This window comes from Corynebacterium sp. HMSC074C03 (assembly GCF_001838285.1).
GTDB classification, from domain to species: domain Bacteria; phylum Actinomycetota; class Actinomycetes; order Mycobacteriales; family Mycobacteriaceae; genus Corynebacterium; species Corynebacterium amycolatum.
On sequence record NZ_KV836238.1, the window covers coordinates 93,568 to 109,862 of the forward strand.

Sequence of the window (16,295 nt, forward strand, 5' to 3'; positions counted from 1 at the left end):
CCTCAACCCATTTTGGAGCGACCGTGAAAGTAGCACTTTTCGCGACCTGCATCGGGGACATGATGTTTCCGGATGCAGTGAGTGCGACAGCCAGAGTCCTCACGCGGCTCGGATGTGATGTGGTCTTTCCGCCACAGCAAACCTGTTGTGGCCAGATGCACGTCAACACCGGGTACCAGAAGGAAATCCTTCCTCAGCTAGACACCTACGCTGATGCTTTTGCGGATTCCTCGATTGACTACGTTGTCGCCCCGTCCGGTTCCTGCGCCGGCGCCGTTCGCCACCAGCATCCGATGATCGCGGGCCGCTACGGTACCCGTGCCCAAACCCATGCGGCACAGGCCTGCGCGAACAAGACGCTGGATCTCTCCGAGTTCATCACCGATGTCGCTGGTGTGACTGACGTCGGTGCTTACTTCCCCCACTCAGTGACCTACCACTCCACCTGCCACAGCTTGCGGGTGCTCAAAGTGGGTGACCGTCCGTGGCGGCTACTCAGTGCAGTCGATGGAATCGATTTGCGCGAGCTGCCCGGCGCGGCGGAGTGCTGCGGTTTCGGCGGCACCTTCTCGGTGAAGAATGCGGAGACTTCCGCTGCAATGGTTGCCGACAAGACAGCCAATATCCGCGCTACGGAAGCGGAGTTCGTGACCGCTGGCGATGCCTCCTGCTTGCTCAATATCGGTGGTGCGCTGCGTCGCCAGGACTCTGGCGTGCATGCCATCCATATGGCCGAGATTCTGGCCTCCACCAAAGAGACCCCGTTTGATGTGGACAACCGTCAAGAAGCTTCCCTGCGAGGTGAGCAGTAATGGTCGCAATTAACGTCGGCATGCCAGCCCTTCCTCCACGCGCGCCGCACAACGTCGGGCATCTGCGCGGTACGCGCGGGTTCACGGCCGCGGCGCACGAGGAACTCAAGAACACTCGCATGCGCGAAAATGTCGGTCATGCCACGCGTTCGATTCGTAAGAAGCGCGCGCATGTCGTAGCGGAGAAGAATGACTGGGAGCAGCTGCGGCTCGCGGGCAGCCACATTAAGCGCGATGTGATGGCGCGTCTGCCAGAACTGCTGGAGCAGTTCGAAGAGTCAGTGACAAATGCCGGCGGTCACGTCCACTGGGCGCGGGATGCCGCCGAAGCAAACCGCATCATTACGGATTTGGTGAAAGAGACCGGCGAAGAAAAGGTCGTCAAGATTAAGTCGATGGCCACGCAGGAAATCGGCTTGAACGAAGCGCTTGCCGACGCCGGCATCACCGCCCGCGAAACCGACCTGGCGGAACTCATCGTTCAGCTTGCCGACGACATGCCGAGCCACATCCTGGTTCCTGCTATCCATCGCAATCGCGAGGATATCCGCGAGATCTTCCTCAATGGAATCCCCGGAGTCGACCCGGATTTGAAAGCCAATCCAGCCGATCTGGCCGAGGCGTCCCGTAAGTTCCTGCGCGAGCAGTTTATGGAGGCCAAAGTCGCGATTTCCGGTGCCAACTTCGGTGTGGCCGAAACCGGTACGGTGGCCGTCGTCGAGTCAGAGGGCAATGGCCGCATGTGTCTCACGCTGCCGGAAACACTGATTTCGGTGATGGGTATTGAGAAGCTGCTTCCCACCTTCCAGGACTTGGAAGTCTTCTTGCAGCTGCTGCCACGGTCGTCGACAGGCGAACGTATGAATCCCTACACCTCCCTGTGGACGGGAACCACGGACGGCGACGGCCCGAAGAATTTCCACATTGTGTTGCTGGACAATGGGCGCTCGGCCACCCTTGCAGATCCGATTGGGCGTGAAGCACTGAAGTGCATTCGCTGCTCGGCATGCCTGAATATCTGCCCGGTGTACGAGCACGTGGGCGGGCACGCTTACGGTTCGGTCTACCCGGGTCCGATTGGTGCAATTTTGTCCCCGCAGCTCACCGGCATGGACTCCTACGATGATCCGAATGCCTCCCTGCCCTATGCATCCTCGCTGTGTGGAGCTTGCTTTGAGGTCTGCCCGGTGCGAATTGACATCCCCGCGGCGCTGCTGGAGCTGCGACACCGTAAGGTCACGGAGCACCGCCCGCCGGTGGAGGGCAAGCTCTTTGCCACGCTCGGGTTCATCATGGGCAATCAGAAGCTGTGGGACATGAGCGCTAAGATGACCTCCCTCGCCCGCGTACTCGGGTTAAAGGACGGCGAGATTCACACCCTGCCACTTTTCCTCAGCGGGTGGTCGGATGTGCGTGATACTCCGATTCCGCCGAAGAAGCCGTTCCGCTCACTGTGGGGTTCGGAGGATTTCTCGGCGCAGCTGTCTCGCGAATCGGCAAATCAGGTTCCGACGAAGATTAATGGGCTGTCGGATGACAACAAGCAGCCCGACACGTCCGGCAAGGAGGCCTAGCGATGTCCCATTCCTCAGCATCCGCGAACATTGCCAAAAGCGAAATCCTCGAGCGTATCCGCAATGCTCAGAAGATCGCCTTCGAAGGCCGTGACTTGGCCTCTGACGCAGGCATCGTCACCGGCGAGCCCGGTACACATTTCAACATCCCCCGCGATTACGAACGCTCCTCCGACCTGACGGCCAAGGAGACCATTTCGCTTGCCGACGAACGCATCGCCGATTACAAAGCCGATGTGCGCCGCTGTGGGAGCTCGGCAACTGAAATCAATGAAGCTGTGAAGAAGGCAATTGCTGATGTCGGGGCTTCATTGATTGGTATTCCCGAAGGCCTAGACCGCGAGTGGGTTGCGGGGTTGGAGTCTGGTGGGGGTAAGGCCACCACCGAGATTCGCGTCGATACAGGTTTCACCGCCGAAGAGCTGGACGAGCTCGACGCGATTGTCACCAGCTCTGCTGTTACCTGCGCCGAGACCGGCACCATTTTTCTGGACGGTTCGGCCACTTCTGGCCGCCGCGCGCTGACCTTGGTGCCGGATATTCACATCTGCGTTGTGCCGGCTTCCACAGTTGTCTACGGCATCCCGGAGGCAATTTCCCGTCTACGCGAGAGTGATCCCACCGCTCCCATCACCATGATTTCGGGACCTTCTGCAACCTCGGACATCGAGCTTGCCCGAGTCGAAGGTGTCCATGGGCCACGCACGCTGATTGTGATTATTGCTGGCCAGTAGCACCAAGGTGAATTGTCATGGGCGACTCGAATTCCTCCGCCAGGCTGTTCCGCTGGAAGAACGGTAACTAAACGTTTCCGCTAGGTGGCCGCTAAAACAAAAATCCCTCAAGCAACCAGGAAAAACCTAATCACTTGAGGGATAGAACGTGCCCCCGAGAGGAGTCGAACCTCCGACCTTCGGTACCGGAAACCGGCGCTCTATCCACTGAGCTACGGGGGCGTGTGGCACAAGTACAACAAGTGCAACGAGAAACGATGTTACCACTTGGCTGGGGCGATTAGCGAAATGCCCCCGCGCCCCAGCCAAATCTCCACTACGCGGCTTCAGAAACCTGCTCTTCCTCAATAGGACACACCACGGGCACGCCCTCGTCATCGAGTACGCGGGCTCGAATTCCATAGACGCGGGCCAAAAGGTCCGAAGTGAGAACGTCAACAGGACTCCCCTGGGCAACCACGTGGCCGTCGTGAAGCATGACAAGCTCATCGCAGTAGCGGGCGGCGAGATTCAGATCGTGGATTGCGACGAGTGCCAAGGAGCTCCGTGAGGCGACCTCCGCGCGGACGAGCTTTAGGAGTTCCACTTGGTGACGCAGGTCGAGGGCGGAGGTGGGTTCGTCGAGAAGCATGACCTCGGGATCGCGAACAAACATCTGCGCGACCGCGACGAGCTGCCGCTGACCGCCGGAGAGCTCGCCGACGAAGCGGTCGGCGAGGTGCTCAATGCCGACCTTTCGGAGAGCCGCTGCCGTGTGCTCAATCTCGGAGCCGCGCACGCGCAGTCGCCCGGCGCGCCGCCCAGAGACCAGTACCGATTCGAATGCGGTCAGCGAGGCGCTAGCCGGCAGATCCTGCGGCACGTAGCCGACGACATCGCGCAGTTCGGAGCCGACGACCCGCTCATTGTCACGGGTCAGCACAATCTCCCCGGCCATTGGCTTTCGAATCCCCGCCAGCGTGGTCATCAGTGTGGACTTGCCCGCAGCGTTTGGCCCGAGCAAACCCGTCACCGTACCTGGCTTCAGCGTGCGTATTGACGCCCCGCGCAGCACCTTTCGCTTGCCATAGCCTGCAACTACGTCATTGACATCGAGAAATACGCCCATTAGTTCCACACCGTCCTCTTACGCAGAAAAACCAAGCCGACAAAGAATGGGACACCGACGATTGCGGTAATGATGCCAATCGGCACTGCCACACCCGGCACCACCGTGATGGATACCGCATGAGCTGCCGCAAGCAGCGCCGCGCCTGCCGCCATCGATGCCGGGGCAAAGAAGCGCTGTTCTTCACCGACGAGCATGCGTGCAATGTGTGGGCCGACCAGTCCGATGAAGCCGATGATGCCGGCGAAAGCCACTGCGGTTGCTGCCAGCAGCGAGGCTACAATCAGCGTCGCAATGCGCAGCCTATCCACATTGATGCCCACGGCTTTTGCTCGGGCATCGCCAAGCCGCAACACCGTCAGCGCCCACGCATAGCGGATGGTGAACGGAATAGCGATTAGCAGCGCCGCCGCAATGATGCCGTTGGCCACCCAGTTCGCGCGCTGTAGCGAGCCCATCGTCCAGAACACAATTTGCTGGAGCGCCTCGGTAGTCGCGCGGTATTGCAACAGCGCCAACAGCGCTTGGAATAGAAACACCAGACCAATGCCGAGCAGAATCATCGATTCCTTACCCGAGCCGCGCCATACCGACGCCGCCGCCACGATCGCCACAGCGACGACGGATGATACCCAGGCCACGGCCGCCAGGTTGAACTGCGCATGCGGAATAATCACCCAGCCCAGCACAATCGATGCCGCCCCACCGAACGCCGCTGCAGCCGAGATACCGAGCGTAAACGGCTCCGCCAGAGGGTTATCGAGGATTGTCTGCATCTGTGCACCGGCAAGCGACAGCGCTGCACCAATCAGCACTGCCATCACCGATGCGGGCAGACGCAGCTTCCACAGCACCGTACGAGTGGTTTCGTCCACATCATTCGGGCTCACGATGCCACGGACGACGTCTCCCACGCTCAGTGCCATCGGCCCTACAATCGTCGCCACCACAAACGCACACACGGCCAGACCCACCAGCACCGCAATGATGGCGATCTTCCGTGCCGAGCGTCGTCGGTACTGTCGCGCAGAGTCGTAGGTCGCGCTTGACGACGGACACTCGTGCTGTTCGGTGGCGGGCTGCGACTCTTGACCTCCACTGCCGTTGGTGGAGGTGGACTCGCGGGGTTCGTCGTCAAGCCCTGACGCAGGAGCGTGCAGATTGGTGTAAGTCATCGGATTCCTTCTTCGATGGTGGAAGATGGGCTACTTGGTCGACTCCAGCGCGGTGAAGAAGGTGCCGCTGAGTTCGAAGGGCAAGTAGTCCTTGTGGAACTCGGCGAAATCAGCGACCGGGTCGAGGTCAGCGAACTCCTCTGGGTGAATCCACTTGGCGAATTGCTCGAGGGCGAAGACGTTGTACGGCGAGTCGTAGAACTGGTGGAAGGCGGCGTACAGATCGCCCTTCTTCGGCGCGGTCAGGGTGTCAAAGCCCGGCGTCTTCAGCAGGCCTTCCAGAGTGCGCTGTGCGGTCTCTGGGGTGGCGGTGTAGCCGAGTTCGACGTGTGGCAGCACTTCCGGCTTCTTCGGGTCGAGCGCCCAAGAACCACCGGTGGCGATGATCTTCTCCGGCTGGACGGACAGGACCTTCTCTGCGGTCACGTCGCCCGATTCGGTGTCGAGGAGGCTGTCTCCGAGGTTCTCACCGCCGGCTGCTGTGACAAGGTCACCGAGGTTGGACTTGTTGACGGTCGAGCAGCAATCCTTGAGACCGGCTGCTCGCCAGACGAAGGTCTTTGGCTTGTCTTCGAGCTTGGCGGCACGTTCGGTGATCTCGTTGACGCGCTTAGTGTAGAAGTCGGTGAACTTCTTGGCATTGTCCTGCTCATCGACGATCTGGCCGAGGAGCTCGACGGACTTGGCGGTATTCTCCAGGGGCTTTTGCCGGAAGTCGGTGAATACGTACTTCAGACCTGCCTGATCGAGCTTGGTGAGGAAACCGGACTGCTCCGCGGCCTTCTTGTGGTCAAGGGTCATGACGACCACGTCTGGGTCGTGGGAGATGAGGTTTTCAACTGTGACATCGCCCTTGGCGATATTGCCGATGGTCGGCATGTCTTTTAGCTCGGGGTTCGTCTCGAAAAGCTTGGTTTCAAACGACGGCGCGCCCGAATGCAAATCGCTGCCCATGGCGACAACGTGGTCACCCGGGTTTTCTTGGTCAAGCATCGCGGTGACAAACATGGCGCGGCCTTCACCGAGCACGACCCGTTCTGGCTGCCTGTCGAAGGTCACAGTGCGACCTGCGACATCAGTGACAGTGAGTTCTCCTTTGTTGTCGGCAGCCTCGTTCGACTCTGCGTCCGCACCGCATGCTGTAGCGACGAAGCTCAGCGCTGCACACCCGATTGCGGCCAGAGTTTTGGTCTTTGGCGCGGTTTTAGCCTTGGCGAAAATATTGACTCTCATGCGTTCTTGTTTCTGCCTTGTTTATTTCTGCGTAGTTTTTGGTACTTAGGGTGCACAAAGAGAAGTGAACACTCACCCCTTTGCTTTAGGCACGCCTTACCTTACAACTTGAAACGTAGAGAAAAAAGCGCCCTGCTAGTGGTTGTTTTACTAGCAGGGCGTGGAAGTCTTACTTCCTTTCGAGAACCGACTGGAAGCACCTCAGCATCACTTCGCGGTCTTCATCAGCAAGCGGTGAAATAACTTCCTGGCGAACAGTGTCTACATAATCCGGCGCCGCCTCGGCAAACACGTGCCGACCAACGCCTGTTAAGACTACGACATAATCCGAGTCCGGGTCTTCGCCGTGGTCTTCGGTATGAATAAATCCGCGCTTTTCCAACCTGTTGGTATGCAGCAGCGCGCGGGGATGGTTCCACTTCAGTCGATCACAAATCTTGTCAACATGCAGAATCCCATCCTCTACCTCATGCAGAGCGATGAGCAGGGTAAAGTCCGCGAACGTCAGCCCGGTTCGAGTGCGTAGGCTTCGCTCGATATTGCGCTCTACCTCGCGAAAAGCAGCTACCATCGACTGCCAAAAGAGCTGTTCATCATCACTCAGCCATTCAAATGAGTTCATACTGCTCTAGGCTAATGGTGAGAGCCTCGTAGCGGAGACAAATGAGAAAACACTCACAAAAAACTTCTGGCTACTCTGCTTGTCCGTCGACTGAATCGGTGACCGTAGCATTGGCGGTCTCTGCAATCTTATCGAGCACAGCGGAAATCCCCTGATAGTCGATATTTTCACCGAGCACATCAAACAAAACATAGCGCACAAGCTTCACATGGTTCGGCGCCGCCTTCTCAATCACAGTTCGACCGTGTTCAGTAAGCGTGACATCGATACCACGGTTATCGCAGGCGCAGCGTTCCTTAGTTACTAGCCCGCGTCGCTCCATACGAGTAATTTGGTGCGACATTCGGCTGCGGTCCCATTCCAGGGATTCACACAGGGTGCGCATGCGCACTACATTGTCTTCAGCCTCGGAGAGAACAACCAGAACCGAAAAATCTGCAGTGGAAATATCGAGAGAATCTTGCAGCTGAAGGTCGATTGACCTGTCAACGGCCCGTTTAGCGTTCAGAATTGAGCGCCATAACCGCTGCTCTTCATCACTTAACCACGGAACATCTTGCATATGTACAGAGCCTACTATCTTGAAACCAAATCCTGAATTTTCATAAACTCCGCTCCCGTCACACGATCAAACCGGGCTTCATCGCACGTCAGGACTAATACCTGCATATCGCGCCCCGCTTTGGCAAGAGCATTATTCATCCGCCGCAAACGGTGTTCGTCTGAATAACCTAACGCATCATCAATAATCACCGGAGCGCCTTGCCCGCCCTCCATGACACCGGCAACGGCCAAGCGCAGCAGAATGTCCAGCTGCTCCTGCGCTCCACCAGATAGCTCATCGACATCGAACTTGCCATCGGCATTGGACCGTGACTCAATCCGCAAGTCCTCATTCATCGTGAACTGAGTTCCCGCACCGAACACACCGCCACCGTACTCTTCGAGCTTGCGGAGCAAGGGGTCAGCCAACGCATTCCGCGATGCCGCGCGTGCCTGTGTCATTACCTCCATGAGAGTCTTGGCGGCAGCTGCACGTCGACGCATTGAATTCCGATCTCGCTGTGTTCGCTCCACTACTCCCTCAGCAGCTGCCAGCTTCTCATTCGCACTGTCGAAATAGTCCAAGTGTACCCGAATCTCTTGCCGACGCTTTTCCAGCTCAGCCAGGCGATTCTCAACTGCATCCCGTCGCTGCTTAGCGCCCGCGAGCGATGCTTCCACGTCGTCGGCATCCCGCTGCGCCAGTTCCTTCTGAGCCGCAGCCAGTTGCTCTTCTGCCGCCTCATAGTCCTTGCCTCGGTTTTCCACCGCAGCAAAGATCTCGGCATCCGAGGCTTTTTCTCGCGTCGCCGTGAGCGAATCTTCGCGGACCTTCAGGACGGACCAAGCCCCTTCAAGCTCGCTGCTGGCCTTCGTATAGTTGGCGTGTGCAGGACGCTTCTCCAGCTTCGACAAGCGCATATCAGCACTGTCGCGCTCCGACTCGGCATCCCTACGCCCCACTGCAGCTTCTTCCAGCCGGGACTTTGCCGATACCAAGTCAATCTCCGTCGGCGCTTCCTCGCCCGCAAGTTCCCGATACCGCTCGCCGTGTACTCGTGCTTCTTCCTTCGCATCGTCCAACCCTGCTGTGAGCTGGTGATACTCCACACCGTCGGACACCGCAGTTATGGATGTCTCCACCTGGAATTTTGCTTTTTCCGCTTCACGACGTCGTGTGTGTGCCTTTTGTGCTTCCGCGACAGAATCAGCGCCTGCCGCCTCAAGCTGTTCTTTGAGCGATGTCTCTGCTTTTTCTAGCTTGCGCTGCTGCGAATCTGAGCCGTCTCCGGGCTGTATAGCAACCGTGACGTCGCCGACTTCGATGGCCAACGGCTTAGTAACCGCACGTTGAACTGTCTCAGCCTCCGGAGCTAGCCCCACTTTCTCGCCGTCGACCGTGACCTCCTGTGCGCTACTAGCCGAGAGCTGCACACTCGGGCTCGACGCCTCCAGCACAGCGGTGGCTGTTGCAACTTCGCGTTCGCAGGTCAACAGTTTTTCCATTACCTCCTCGGTAACGGAATTCCGAGTAATTACCTCGTTGTGCTCTGCCAATTGCGCGCGGAGCGCATCGAGTTTTTCCACTCGCTTCGACAGGGCTTCAACCAAGCCGCGCTTCTCTCCCAATGCAACTTCAGCTGCGGCCAGTTCTTCTGCCTTTCGAGCTTCGCGGTACGTGTTTACAACCGCATCGCGATCTTCCTGCGCCTTCTTTAAAGCTGCGACCTCCTTATCGAACGCTTCCTTAAATTCAGCAACTTTCTTCTCTGCGGCAGAATGCTGATCCTTGGCTTCTTGTGCCTGCTGAATGAAAGCTTCGCGCTCTTGCTGAGCCTGTTTAGCTAAGTCCAGCTGCTGCTTCGCCGCTGCAGAGACCTCCTGTGCCTGGGACACGGCAACCCTGAACTTTTCGAGTTCTTCTAGCGCCTGGCCCCAGTGCTCGACTTCGTTTTGGGCTTCTGGCAACGATGCCCGCTGCGTTTGCTGGCTTTCTTCATTACGAGCAGCTTCCTCATTGAGCGCTTCGAATTCCCGGACCTTTTTCGCCGCTTCGTCGCGCACCTGCTGGGCTTCCGCCAGCTCCTTGTCTACGTCGGTAAGCTGCTTGCGCTCTTTGCCATTTTTTTGGAAATAGTTGCCGTATTCGGCTTCAACGGCTTCAAAAAGGCCTACCTCTTCTGCGGTTTCCGCGCGCTGCCCCGATGCCGACTGCAGTGCGCTAGTGACCTGTGCATAACCGCCCAAGGAGAGAGTCTTTTGTGCTTGCCCCTGTTCAGCAACGAAAACCTTCCACAGGTTCTTGGTATCTGCATTGTGCATTCGGGCGGCCAGCCACTCCTCCGCCTGGTCATCTTTGAAAACCTCGGCTGTCGGAGAGTGGACGGTGACGATTGTGCCGGTGTCCTTGGTGCCACCAAAGATCTTGTCCAGCGTAAATTCGTAGCCGTCAAGCTCCAGCCGGAGCTTAACCTGCGGCTTTTCCTGGCTGGAGTGACTGTTCAGACTAAGCGCTTCGCTTGACTTGGACTTCCATTTTGTCGTCAGTGCAACGTGAATAGCTTTGGCGATTGTCGTCTTACCCGACTCGTTTTCACCGGAAATCACTACCACGCCACGCTCGGCGAGCCCTGTGATTGAGAGTGAATCAATCGCACGTACATTGTGTAATTCGATGTCGTGAAAACGCATGATTTATTCCTTCTCTCCGGCTAGGCGGGCCAGCAAGCGAAGCGCATCAGCTGCTGCGGTGGTTTCAGATTCTGATAGGGGGCTACCGCTCTCGGTTCGCCCTTTACTCAAGACCGTTAGTTTTTCTGCAGCTATGAGCGGATAACCGGTGAGATTGAGATTAGAGATATCTCCCTCGGACGGAACCACCGTTAAATCGGAGCCACTTTCCCGGCGATAAAGTGCAGCGAAAAGCTGTTGGTACTGCTCAAGTCGGTTTTCAAAGGTAGTCGACTCTGACAGTGTCACGGTTCCTCGCAATGAATACTTCACCGCTGTGTCTGTCTTCGCCTCGATACCGTCCAGTTCAGCAAAGAACTCATCGAGGTCTTCCGCGCCAGTGATATCCATGTCGATGGCATGAAAAGCCCACTGCCCCACTCGGTGGGAGGCCACGGTGACTGAGCCTTTTTCGGGGTCGTCCTCTGCGATGTCGACGACTAGCGCATTGCCGGAATCCCGTTCTTTGTCGTCATACGCTGTGGTTTCGTGTGCGCCGGAGAAATAAACTCTGCCAGCATGGTCAAGTTGGCTCGTGGAGTGGGAATCCCCCAGCGCCACATAGTGCAACGCCCCACGGTCAATAGCCTGTTCCAAGCTGGTCAAATCAATGGTGGCTCCCGCATCAGCACCAAAGCCTTCTACTTGGCCGTGTGCGACCATCACTCGGATTCCATCGGCCGGCTCAAGCTCCGTGGCTATTTCCGCCACGATGTCGTCTGCTGAATACTTGCCGTGTACTGGCACACCGATGAGTTCCACCCCGCCACGGATGGAAATGGGCTCGCTGTCGCGAATTACGTAAACTCCTCGGTCTTCCAAAGATTCGAAAGCACTACGTCGATAAATGGAAGAAGCATCAAGCGCATCATGATTGCCGGGCAGGAGATACACCGGCACGGGTAGCTTGGCGATTCGCTCAAGAGCCCGCAGGAACACCTTGTCCGGCAATGTGTTGGAATCGAACACGTCTCCAGCGACGACGATGAACTCAGCGCCCTCGCTGGTCGCCAACTCACCGATGCGGTCGATGGCGTTGAGGCGACTTTCGTGAAACCTAGCTTGGGCTTCACCGCCATCGAGCTCTAGGAACCACCGAGTCATTCCCAGTTGCCAATCTGAGGTGTGAATGAATTTCATGACTAGTGCTCCTTTTGTCCCAGGCTCAGCGATTCCTGCAGATGTTGCCAACAATCTTCCAAATCGGCGACTGCACGAATGGTCTCTCTCGAAATTACGCAGGTTGGCTGCAATGCTTCATGCAGCAAACTACGGTCGGTAACTGTTAGTGGGTCAATAACCTCGAGCGAAGGAACACTGACTCGTTCCAAATCATTGCCCCAGTAGTCGGCTTCGACCGCGAAAAGCTCGGCAACCTTTTTCTGCTCGTTGTCACCGCCATCATTTCCACCAGCGTCATCCGACTTCTGGGCGGTTTTAGTGGGATCCTCCCGAACCGCGCCGCCAAGCCCGAGGCGCTTTGGCGCAGTCCGGTTTCGCAGCTGTGTTAGTTCCTGAAGCCGGCGTTGCAATTCGCGCTGTGGATAATCGCGCAGCTGCATTAGCGACAGCGGATCACGGTCGATATCAGCGACAAGTTGAGCGGCGACTGCAACGGTGTGCTTACACACAGGTGCCGGGTCCGGGCAGGTGCATTCGCTATAAATATGCTCTTCACCATCGCACAACAGCATTTCCATCTGCTCATACGGCAACTCGCCGTGCTCAAACTCTGTGAAGGCCGACGGATTGTTCACCAACCACCGCAGTACGTCTTCAGTTTGTTTCTGCTCCCGCCGTGGGAACCGAATAAAGACTGAGAATGGTTCCGGCTGGCTGCCCTGCACTTCCCCGATGATGTAACCATCCGCGATTCGAAGCCCGAGCACATTGCCGTCGAACCTGTACTTCTCGCCTCTGTGAACACGACCCGAATCGGCGCCACGGATGATAAACTCCCACACCCACCGGGCAAAAGTAGTACGTGGCTCGACCGCCACACGCGCTGAGGTTCCACGTCGCTGCTGCCCGGTAAATGCACCAGCCCAGTCCTGGGTGGCCAGGAGCTTTTCAATCGTCGAGCTGGTTGCTGGTGCGCTTCGCGCCGTAGTCCTTTTACGACCGCGCTTTCCAGAGGGGCCCTTGCCAAACTCGGCAAAGATGACATTGTCGCCCCATGTCACGTCTCCGTCACCGGCCATTAATACCACCTCTTCTGGACCCTAAACGGTGTCACATTGTTGGGAATCGAATCGTCATCCGAGGTTGCGGAATCCAATGCCGTAGCCTCCGGGTTCACCCCACCGGTCACCGCCCCACCGGACTTTGACTCCGCTGCGTCCATCGATTCACGCAGTGACTGAATCTTGTCCTTGTCCAATTGCCACAGTGACCGCAAACGGTGAAAATCCATCTCCGTCAGCTTGGTTTCACCAGCGCGCACAACTGCATCCGCCAATTCTGCTTTTTCAAAAATCAGCTCGTCGATGCGTTCTTCAAGCGTTCCAACACTGACCAGCTTGTGCACATGTACGTCTTTACGCTGACCGATGCGGTAGGAACGGTCCGTGGCCTGGTTTTCAACCGCTGGATTCCACCACCTGTCAATGTGAATGACGTGGTTGGCGGCAACCAGGTTGATGCCGACACCCGCTGCGAGAGTCGACAGCAAAATGATTGGCGGACCGTCCGGGGCATTAAACTCTGCCACTACTTTCTCGCGCTGTGCCGGAGTCATTGCCCCTTGAATAAACGGAATGTCCACGCCCAAGCGCTTGCTGAAATGAGGGGCAAGCATCTTACCGAACTCCACGAACTGCGTGAATACAAGCGCGCGTTCACCGTTTTGCACAATCTCATCGACGAGCTCTTCCAACCGTGCGACCTTGCCCGAGCGATGCTGCCCATGATTAAGCAGCCCCGAGCCGTCGTGCTGGTAGTGCGCTGGGTGGTTGCAAATCTGCTTCAACTTCATGATGCCGCCGAGGATGATGCTCTTTCGCCCGAAGTTGCCAGAACGATTCCGCTTCGAGCGCTTGAGCTTGTCCTCGATATCCCTCACGGCCTCCTGATACAAGAAAGCCTGCTCCGTCGTGAGAGGAACCATCTCCACCTGCTCATTCTTCTTGGGCAGGTCCGGCGCAATAGCTGGATCCGACTTGAGTCGGCGCAGGATAAAAGGCGCTGTAATCGACTGCAATTGCAGCAGCATTTCCGCATTCCCGTCACGCTCGATGGGAATCGCAAACTTGTTGCGAAATGCATTCGCCGAGCCCAGCATGCCTGGATTACAAAAATCCATGATGGTGCGTAGTTCGCCCAAGTCATTTTCCACCGGAGTACCAGTCATGGCGATGTTGTGTCGCGAGCCCAGGCTCCGCAGCGCTCTGGATACCTGTGCGTTGGGGTTCTTGATTGCCTGTGCTTCGTCAGCAATCACATGATCCCACTGCACTTGGGCGAGTTCGTTCACATCGCGGGTAGCAACACCATAGGTCGTCACAACAACATCGTGTTTTCCGATAAATTCCTGTAGTTCTTCACCATGAGGCCGGTTTGAACCATGCAGCAGTCCAACCTTGAGCTCTGGAGTGAATTTAGCCGCTTCTGCTGCCCAATTGCGCAGCACACCTGTCGGAACGACCAGAAGCGAAGTCTTGTGCTCTTGCCCCGTCGCATCCGCTTGACGACGGCAGCGCTCATACTCCAACAGCGCCAGAATTTGCACAGTCTTACCGAGCCCCATGTCATCAGCGAGAATGACACCAAAGCCACGGTTGGACATATCCGCCAGCCACTCCACACCGCGCTGTTGATACTCCCGCAGCTCACCGACAAAACTCGGTGGCACCTCGACCGACTCTGCGAGGGCCGTGGAACCGTCTGAGTACTTCGACACCAACGCCTTGAGCCAAGAGGGATCTCTGGGGGCGACTGGCACTGCTGCTGGAGCTTGCGACTCCAAACCACCATCGAAGACCAGCTCTTTCAGGGTGGCTTGCCCCTTACCGGTTTCCTCCCCGGCCTTAGTCTGCTCCACCAAAAACTTCAGGGCTTCCCTAGCTACCTCTGGGTTCGCGTGCACCCAATGGTCTCGCAGATGCACTAGCCCCGTACTCGATGCAGCGAGTTCACGCATTTCCGCTTCCGTCAGTACGGCATCCCCCACGGCCAGCTTCCACTCGTAATCAACCAGTTGGTCAAATCCGAGTTTCGGTTCCGAACGGCGCCCAGCAGGCCCCGTCGGATCTAACTGGACGACTTCAGTGTGCAACTGTAGGGTGGTCTCCACTGACTTCCAGTTCGGCGGCAGCATCACATCGATATCGACCTTTGCCAGCTGCGAGATGCCATCAGTCATAAGCTCTATCAGCTGCTCTGAGGTCAGCAGCAGATCCAATCCCGGGTGGCCCGCTGCTTTCGCGTATTTGAGCGTTGGGAATGCCTCTTGTGCTGCCAATAGCTGCGGGCGAAGCAGCGACAGCACGGACCGGCGACACATTTCTGGATTCAGGCGCTCCGGAGCTGCGACACCGATGCGGTAGTACATCCGCAATGGCCATAGAGTCTCATGTTCCACCGCAGCTGAACGAGGATTGAAGCGAGTTACTGAGCCGCTTTCTTCATCCGCTCGATCCCGCAACTCCAACAGCTGCGGAAGATCCACATCCGGCAAGTCTTCCAGCTGGCCTTCAAAACCAACAGGTTCCTGCACCATTAGCTGCAGACGAACATCCTCACCATCGGCGGACAGCCTCCACTTTGCCAGTGACTGCGCCACCCCCGGCGTCGCACGCCCCAGGGACTGAGACTGCAACAACGACCGCACGAAACTCTGGCGCTGTTCTGCCGGTTCATCCAAATCGGCCAGGAGCGCGTTGGTGACCCAATGAAACATCCGATTGATGAAATCCTCAGCCACTGTGGCACCTCCATTATCAATCAATACCGGTGGTGTACGGGAAATGACCTGACTCTGCCAAGCAATCTCACTCAGCCCCTCCGACATCCGCCACGTCGGCCACCACTCATTGTCTTCCCATGTCAGCGCCACCAATGCCCGCCCAGAGCGTGTGAAAGCATCCAATCCCTGTACAACATCCACAAAGAACCGAAGATCCGGCGCCATCGCCGCCGAGGAAACTTCCTCCTTCAATTGCACCAGTGCTGACACCGCAGCCCATGGCGGGAACACCCATGTGGGTACCGCTTTCTCTACTGCCCGCCCCTTCGGTGTGCGCAGTTTTAGCGTCAGTTGCGCTCGACTCCCCTGGTCCAGCACTGCAAAAAGCCGACGCTGATGCGCCGGGACTTCCAGCAAATCCACGTCCGCAATAATCCGGCGCCCCTCTGGCCGCTCCACCCATAGGTGAAGACCCGAATCATCCTTCCAGACCGCGTGCAGCAGCAACGGCACCGCCGACTTAGCAACTTGGTCCATTACTTCCTCCCCACTGCTTGCTCAGTCATCACCGTCTAATCACCTGGCGACTTCGCCCCCAGATATTTGTTCAATGAAGATTCTGCCACGCACCCCGGATCAGCTTTTCCACCACACCACAATATTAGCACGCATGTTCGAATTATATATCTTGCAAAAATTACTCCCCCTCTACCCAAATACCCCTTTTCCCAGGTAATTTGTCGCACTTAACCGATTTTTAAAACTTTTTTCAACGCTTCTTATTTTGCAATGCAGCGCATCACATGAAAACGTCGTATAGGCCACAAGAATTAAAAATGTGTGACTCGTGCAGTATTTCTG

12 protein-coding genes and 1 tRNA gene are annotated in these 16,295 nt (G+C 57.2%); 3 read left to right on the forward strand and 10 right to left on the reverse strand.

What is annotated here, in order from left to right:
* Nucleotides 1-23: 23 nt before the first annotated feature.
* From HMPREF2847_RS07970 to HMPREF2847_RS07980, 3 genes are read left to right on the forward strand one after another with little or no spacing between them, the layout of a single operon-like run.
* The gene (locus HMPREF2847_RS07970; protein ID WP_038628447.1) at nt 24-812 is read left to right on the forward strand and encodes a (Fe-S)-binding protein; all 789 of its coding nucleotides are present in this window, start codon (nt 24-26) and stop codon (nt 810-812) included.
* The gene (locus HMPREF2847_RS07975; RefSeq protein ID WP_070852058.1) at nt 812-2,386 is read left to right on the forward strand and encodes a LutB/LldF family L-lactate oxidation iron-sulfur protein; all 1,575 of its coding nucleotides are present in this window, start codon (nt 812-814) and stop codon (nt 2,384-2,386) included. Before HMPREF2847_RS07970 ends, HMPREF2847_RS07975 begins: the two co-directional genes overlap by 1 nt.
* A 2-nt stretch (nt 2,387-2,388) precedes the next feature.
* Entirely contained in the window at nt 2,389-3,120 is a 732-nt protein-coding gene (locus HMPREF2847_RS07980; protein WP_070852059.1) for a LutC/YkgG family protein, read from the forward strand.
* 149 nt (nt 3,121-3,269) lie between these two features.
* Here the strand turns inward: HMPREF2847_RS07980 and HMPREF2847_RS07985 are convergent.
* From HMPREF2847_RS07985 to HMPREF2847_RS08030, 10 genes are all read right to left on the reverse strand, one after another.
* Nucleotides 3,270-3,342: transfer RNA gene (locus HMPREF2847_RS07985), tRNA-Arg, on the reverse strand.
* A 94-nt stretch (nt 3,343-3,436) separates the two neighbouring features.
* Entirely contained in the window at nt 3,437-4,228 is a 792-nt protein-coding gene (locus tag HMPREF2847_RS07990) for an ABC transporter ATP-binding protein (RefSeq protein ID WP_070852060.1), read from the reverse strand.
* A complete protein-coding gene (locus tag HMPREF2847_RS07995) occupies nt 4,228-5,403 on the reverse strand; it encodes a FecCD family ABC transporter permease (protein ID WP_070852061.1) in 1,176 nt (391 codons plus the stop codon). The genes HMPREF2847_RS07990 and HMPREF2847_RS07995 overlap by 1 nt, the downstream gene beginning before the upstream one ends.
* A gap of 30 nt (nt 5,404-5,433) precedes the next feature.
* Complete coding sequence (locus HMPREF2847_RS08000; RefSeq protein ID WP_070852062.1) at nt 5,434-6,636, reverse strand: ABC transporter substrate-binding protein; 1,203 nt, start codon at nt 6,634-6,636, stop codon at nt 5,434-5,436.
* Nucleotides 6,637-6,805: 169 nt separating this feature from the next.
* Nucleotides 6,806-7,258: a MarR family winged helix-turn-helix transcriptional regulator gene (locus tag HMPREF2847_RS08005; RefSeq protein ID WP_048732801.1), complete on the reverse strand. Its 453-nt coding sequence runs from the start codon at nt 7,256-7,258 to the stop codon at nt 6,806-6,808.
* A 70-nt stretch (nt 7,259-7,328) separates the two neighbouring features.
* Nucleotides 7,329-7,820, reverse strand: a complete 492-nt coding sequence (locus HMPREF2847_RS08010) for a MarR family winged helix-turn-helix transcriptional regulator (protein WP_070852063.1) — start codon at nt 7,818-7,820, stop codon at nt 7,329-7,331.
* Nucleotides 7,821-7,834: 14 nt separating this feature from the next.
* On the reverse strand, nt 7,835-10,492 hold the full coding sequence (locus tag HMPREF2847_RS08015) for an ATP-binding protein (protein ID WP_070852064.1): 2,658 nt from the start codon (nt 10,490-10,492) through the stop codon (nt 7,835-7,837).
* Between the two features lie 3 nt (nt 10,493-10,495).
* A complete protein-coding gene (locus HMPREF2847_RS08020; RefSeq protein ID WP_048732806.1) occupies nt 10,496-11,671 on the reverse strand; it encodes a metallophosphoesterase family protein in 1,176 nt (391 codons plus the stop codon).
* Between the two features lie 2 nt (nt 11,672-11,673).
* Nucleotides 11,674-12,732 carry a hypothetical protein gene (locus HMPREF2847_RS08025; protein ID WP_070852065.1) on the reverse strand — a complete coding sequence of 353 codons (1,059 nt, stop codon included), beginning with the start codon at nt 12,730-12,732 and terminating at the stop codon, nt 11,674-11,676.
* Nucleotides 12,732-15,971, reverse strand: coding sequence for a DEAD/DEAH box helicase (locus HMPREF2847_RS08030; protein WP_070852066.1), 3,240 nt, complete (start codon nt 15,969-15,971; stop codon nt 12,732-12,734). Before HMPREF2847_RS08030 ends, HMPREF2847_RS08025 begins: the two co-directional genes overlap by 1 nt.
* Nucleotides 15,972-16,295: the final 324 nt, after the last annotated feature.

Bases quoted from the DNA above. Each gene is read 5' to 3' on its own strand.
- HMPREF2847_RS07975 (WP_070852058.1), top strand. From the start codon at position 812: ATGGTCGCAATTAACGTCGGCATGCCAGCCCTTCCTCCACGCGCGCCG.
- HMPREF2847_RS07980 (WP_070852059.1), top strand. From the start codon at position 2,389: ATGTCCCATTCCTCAGCATCCGCGAACATTGCCAAAAGCGAAATCCTC.
- HMPREF2847_RS07990 (WP_070852060.1), bottom strand. From the start codon at position 4,228: ATGGGCGTATTTCTCGATGTCAATGACGTAGTTGCAGGCTATGGCAAG.
- HMPREF2847_RS07995 (WP_070852061.1), bottom strand. From the start codon at position 5,403: ATGACTTACACCAATCTGCACGCTCCTGCGTCAGGGCTTGACGACGAA.
- HMPREF2847_RS08000 (WP_070852062.1), bottom strand. From the start codon at position 6,636: ATGAGAGTCAATATTTTCGCCAAGGCTAAAACCGCGCCAAAGACCAAA.
- HMPREF2847_RS08005 (WP_048732801.1), bottom strand. From the start codon at position 7,258: ATGAACTCATTTGAATGGCTGAGTGATGATGAACAGCTCTTTTGGCAG.
- HMPREF2847_RS08010 (WP_070852063.1), bottom strand. From the start codon at position 7,820: ATGCAAGATGTTCCGTGGTTAAGTGATGAAGAGCAGCGGTTATGGCGC.
- HMPREF2847_RS08015 (WP_070852064.1), bottom strand. From the start codon at position 10,492: ATGCGTTTTCACGACATCGAATTACACAATGTACGTGCGATTGATTCA.
- HMPREF2847_RS08020 (WP_048732806.1), bottom strand. From the start codon at position 11,671: ATGAAATTCATTCACACCTCAGATTGGCAACTGGGAATGACTCGGTGG.
- HMPREF2847_RS08025 (WP_070852065.1), bottom strand. From the start codon at position 12,732: ATGGCCGGTGACGGAGACGTGACATGGGGCGACAATGTCATCTTTGCC.
- HMPREF2847_RS08030 (WP_070852066.1), bottom strand. From the start codon at position 15,971: ATGGACCAAGTTGCTAAGTCGGCGGTGCCGTTGCTGCTGCACGCGGTC.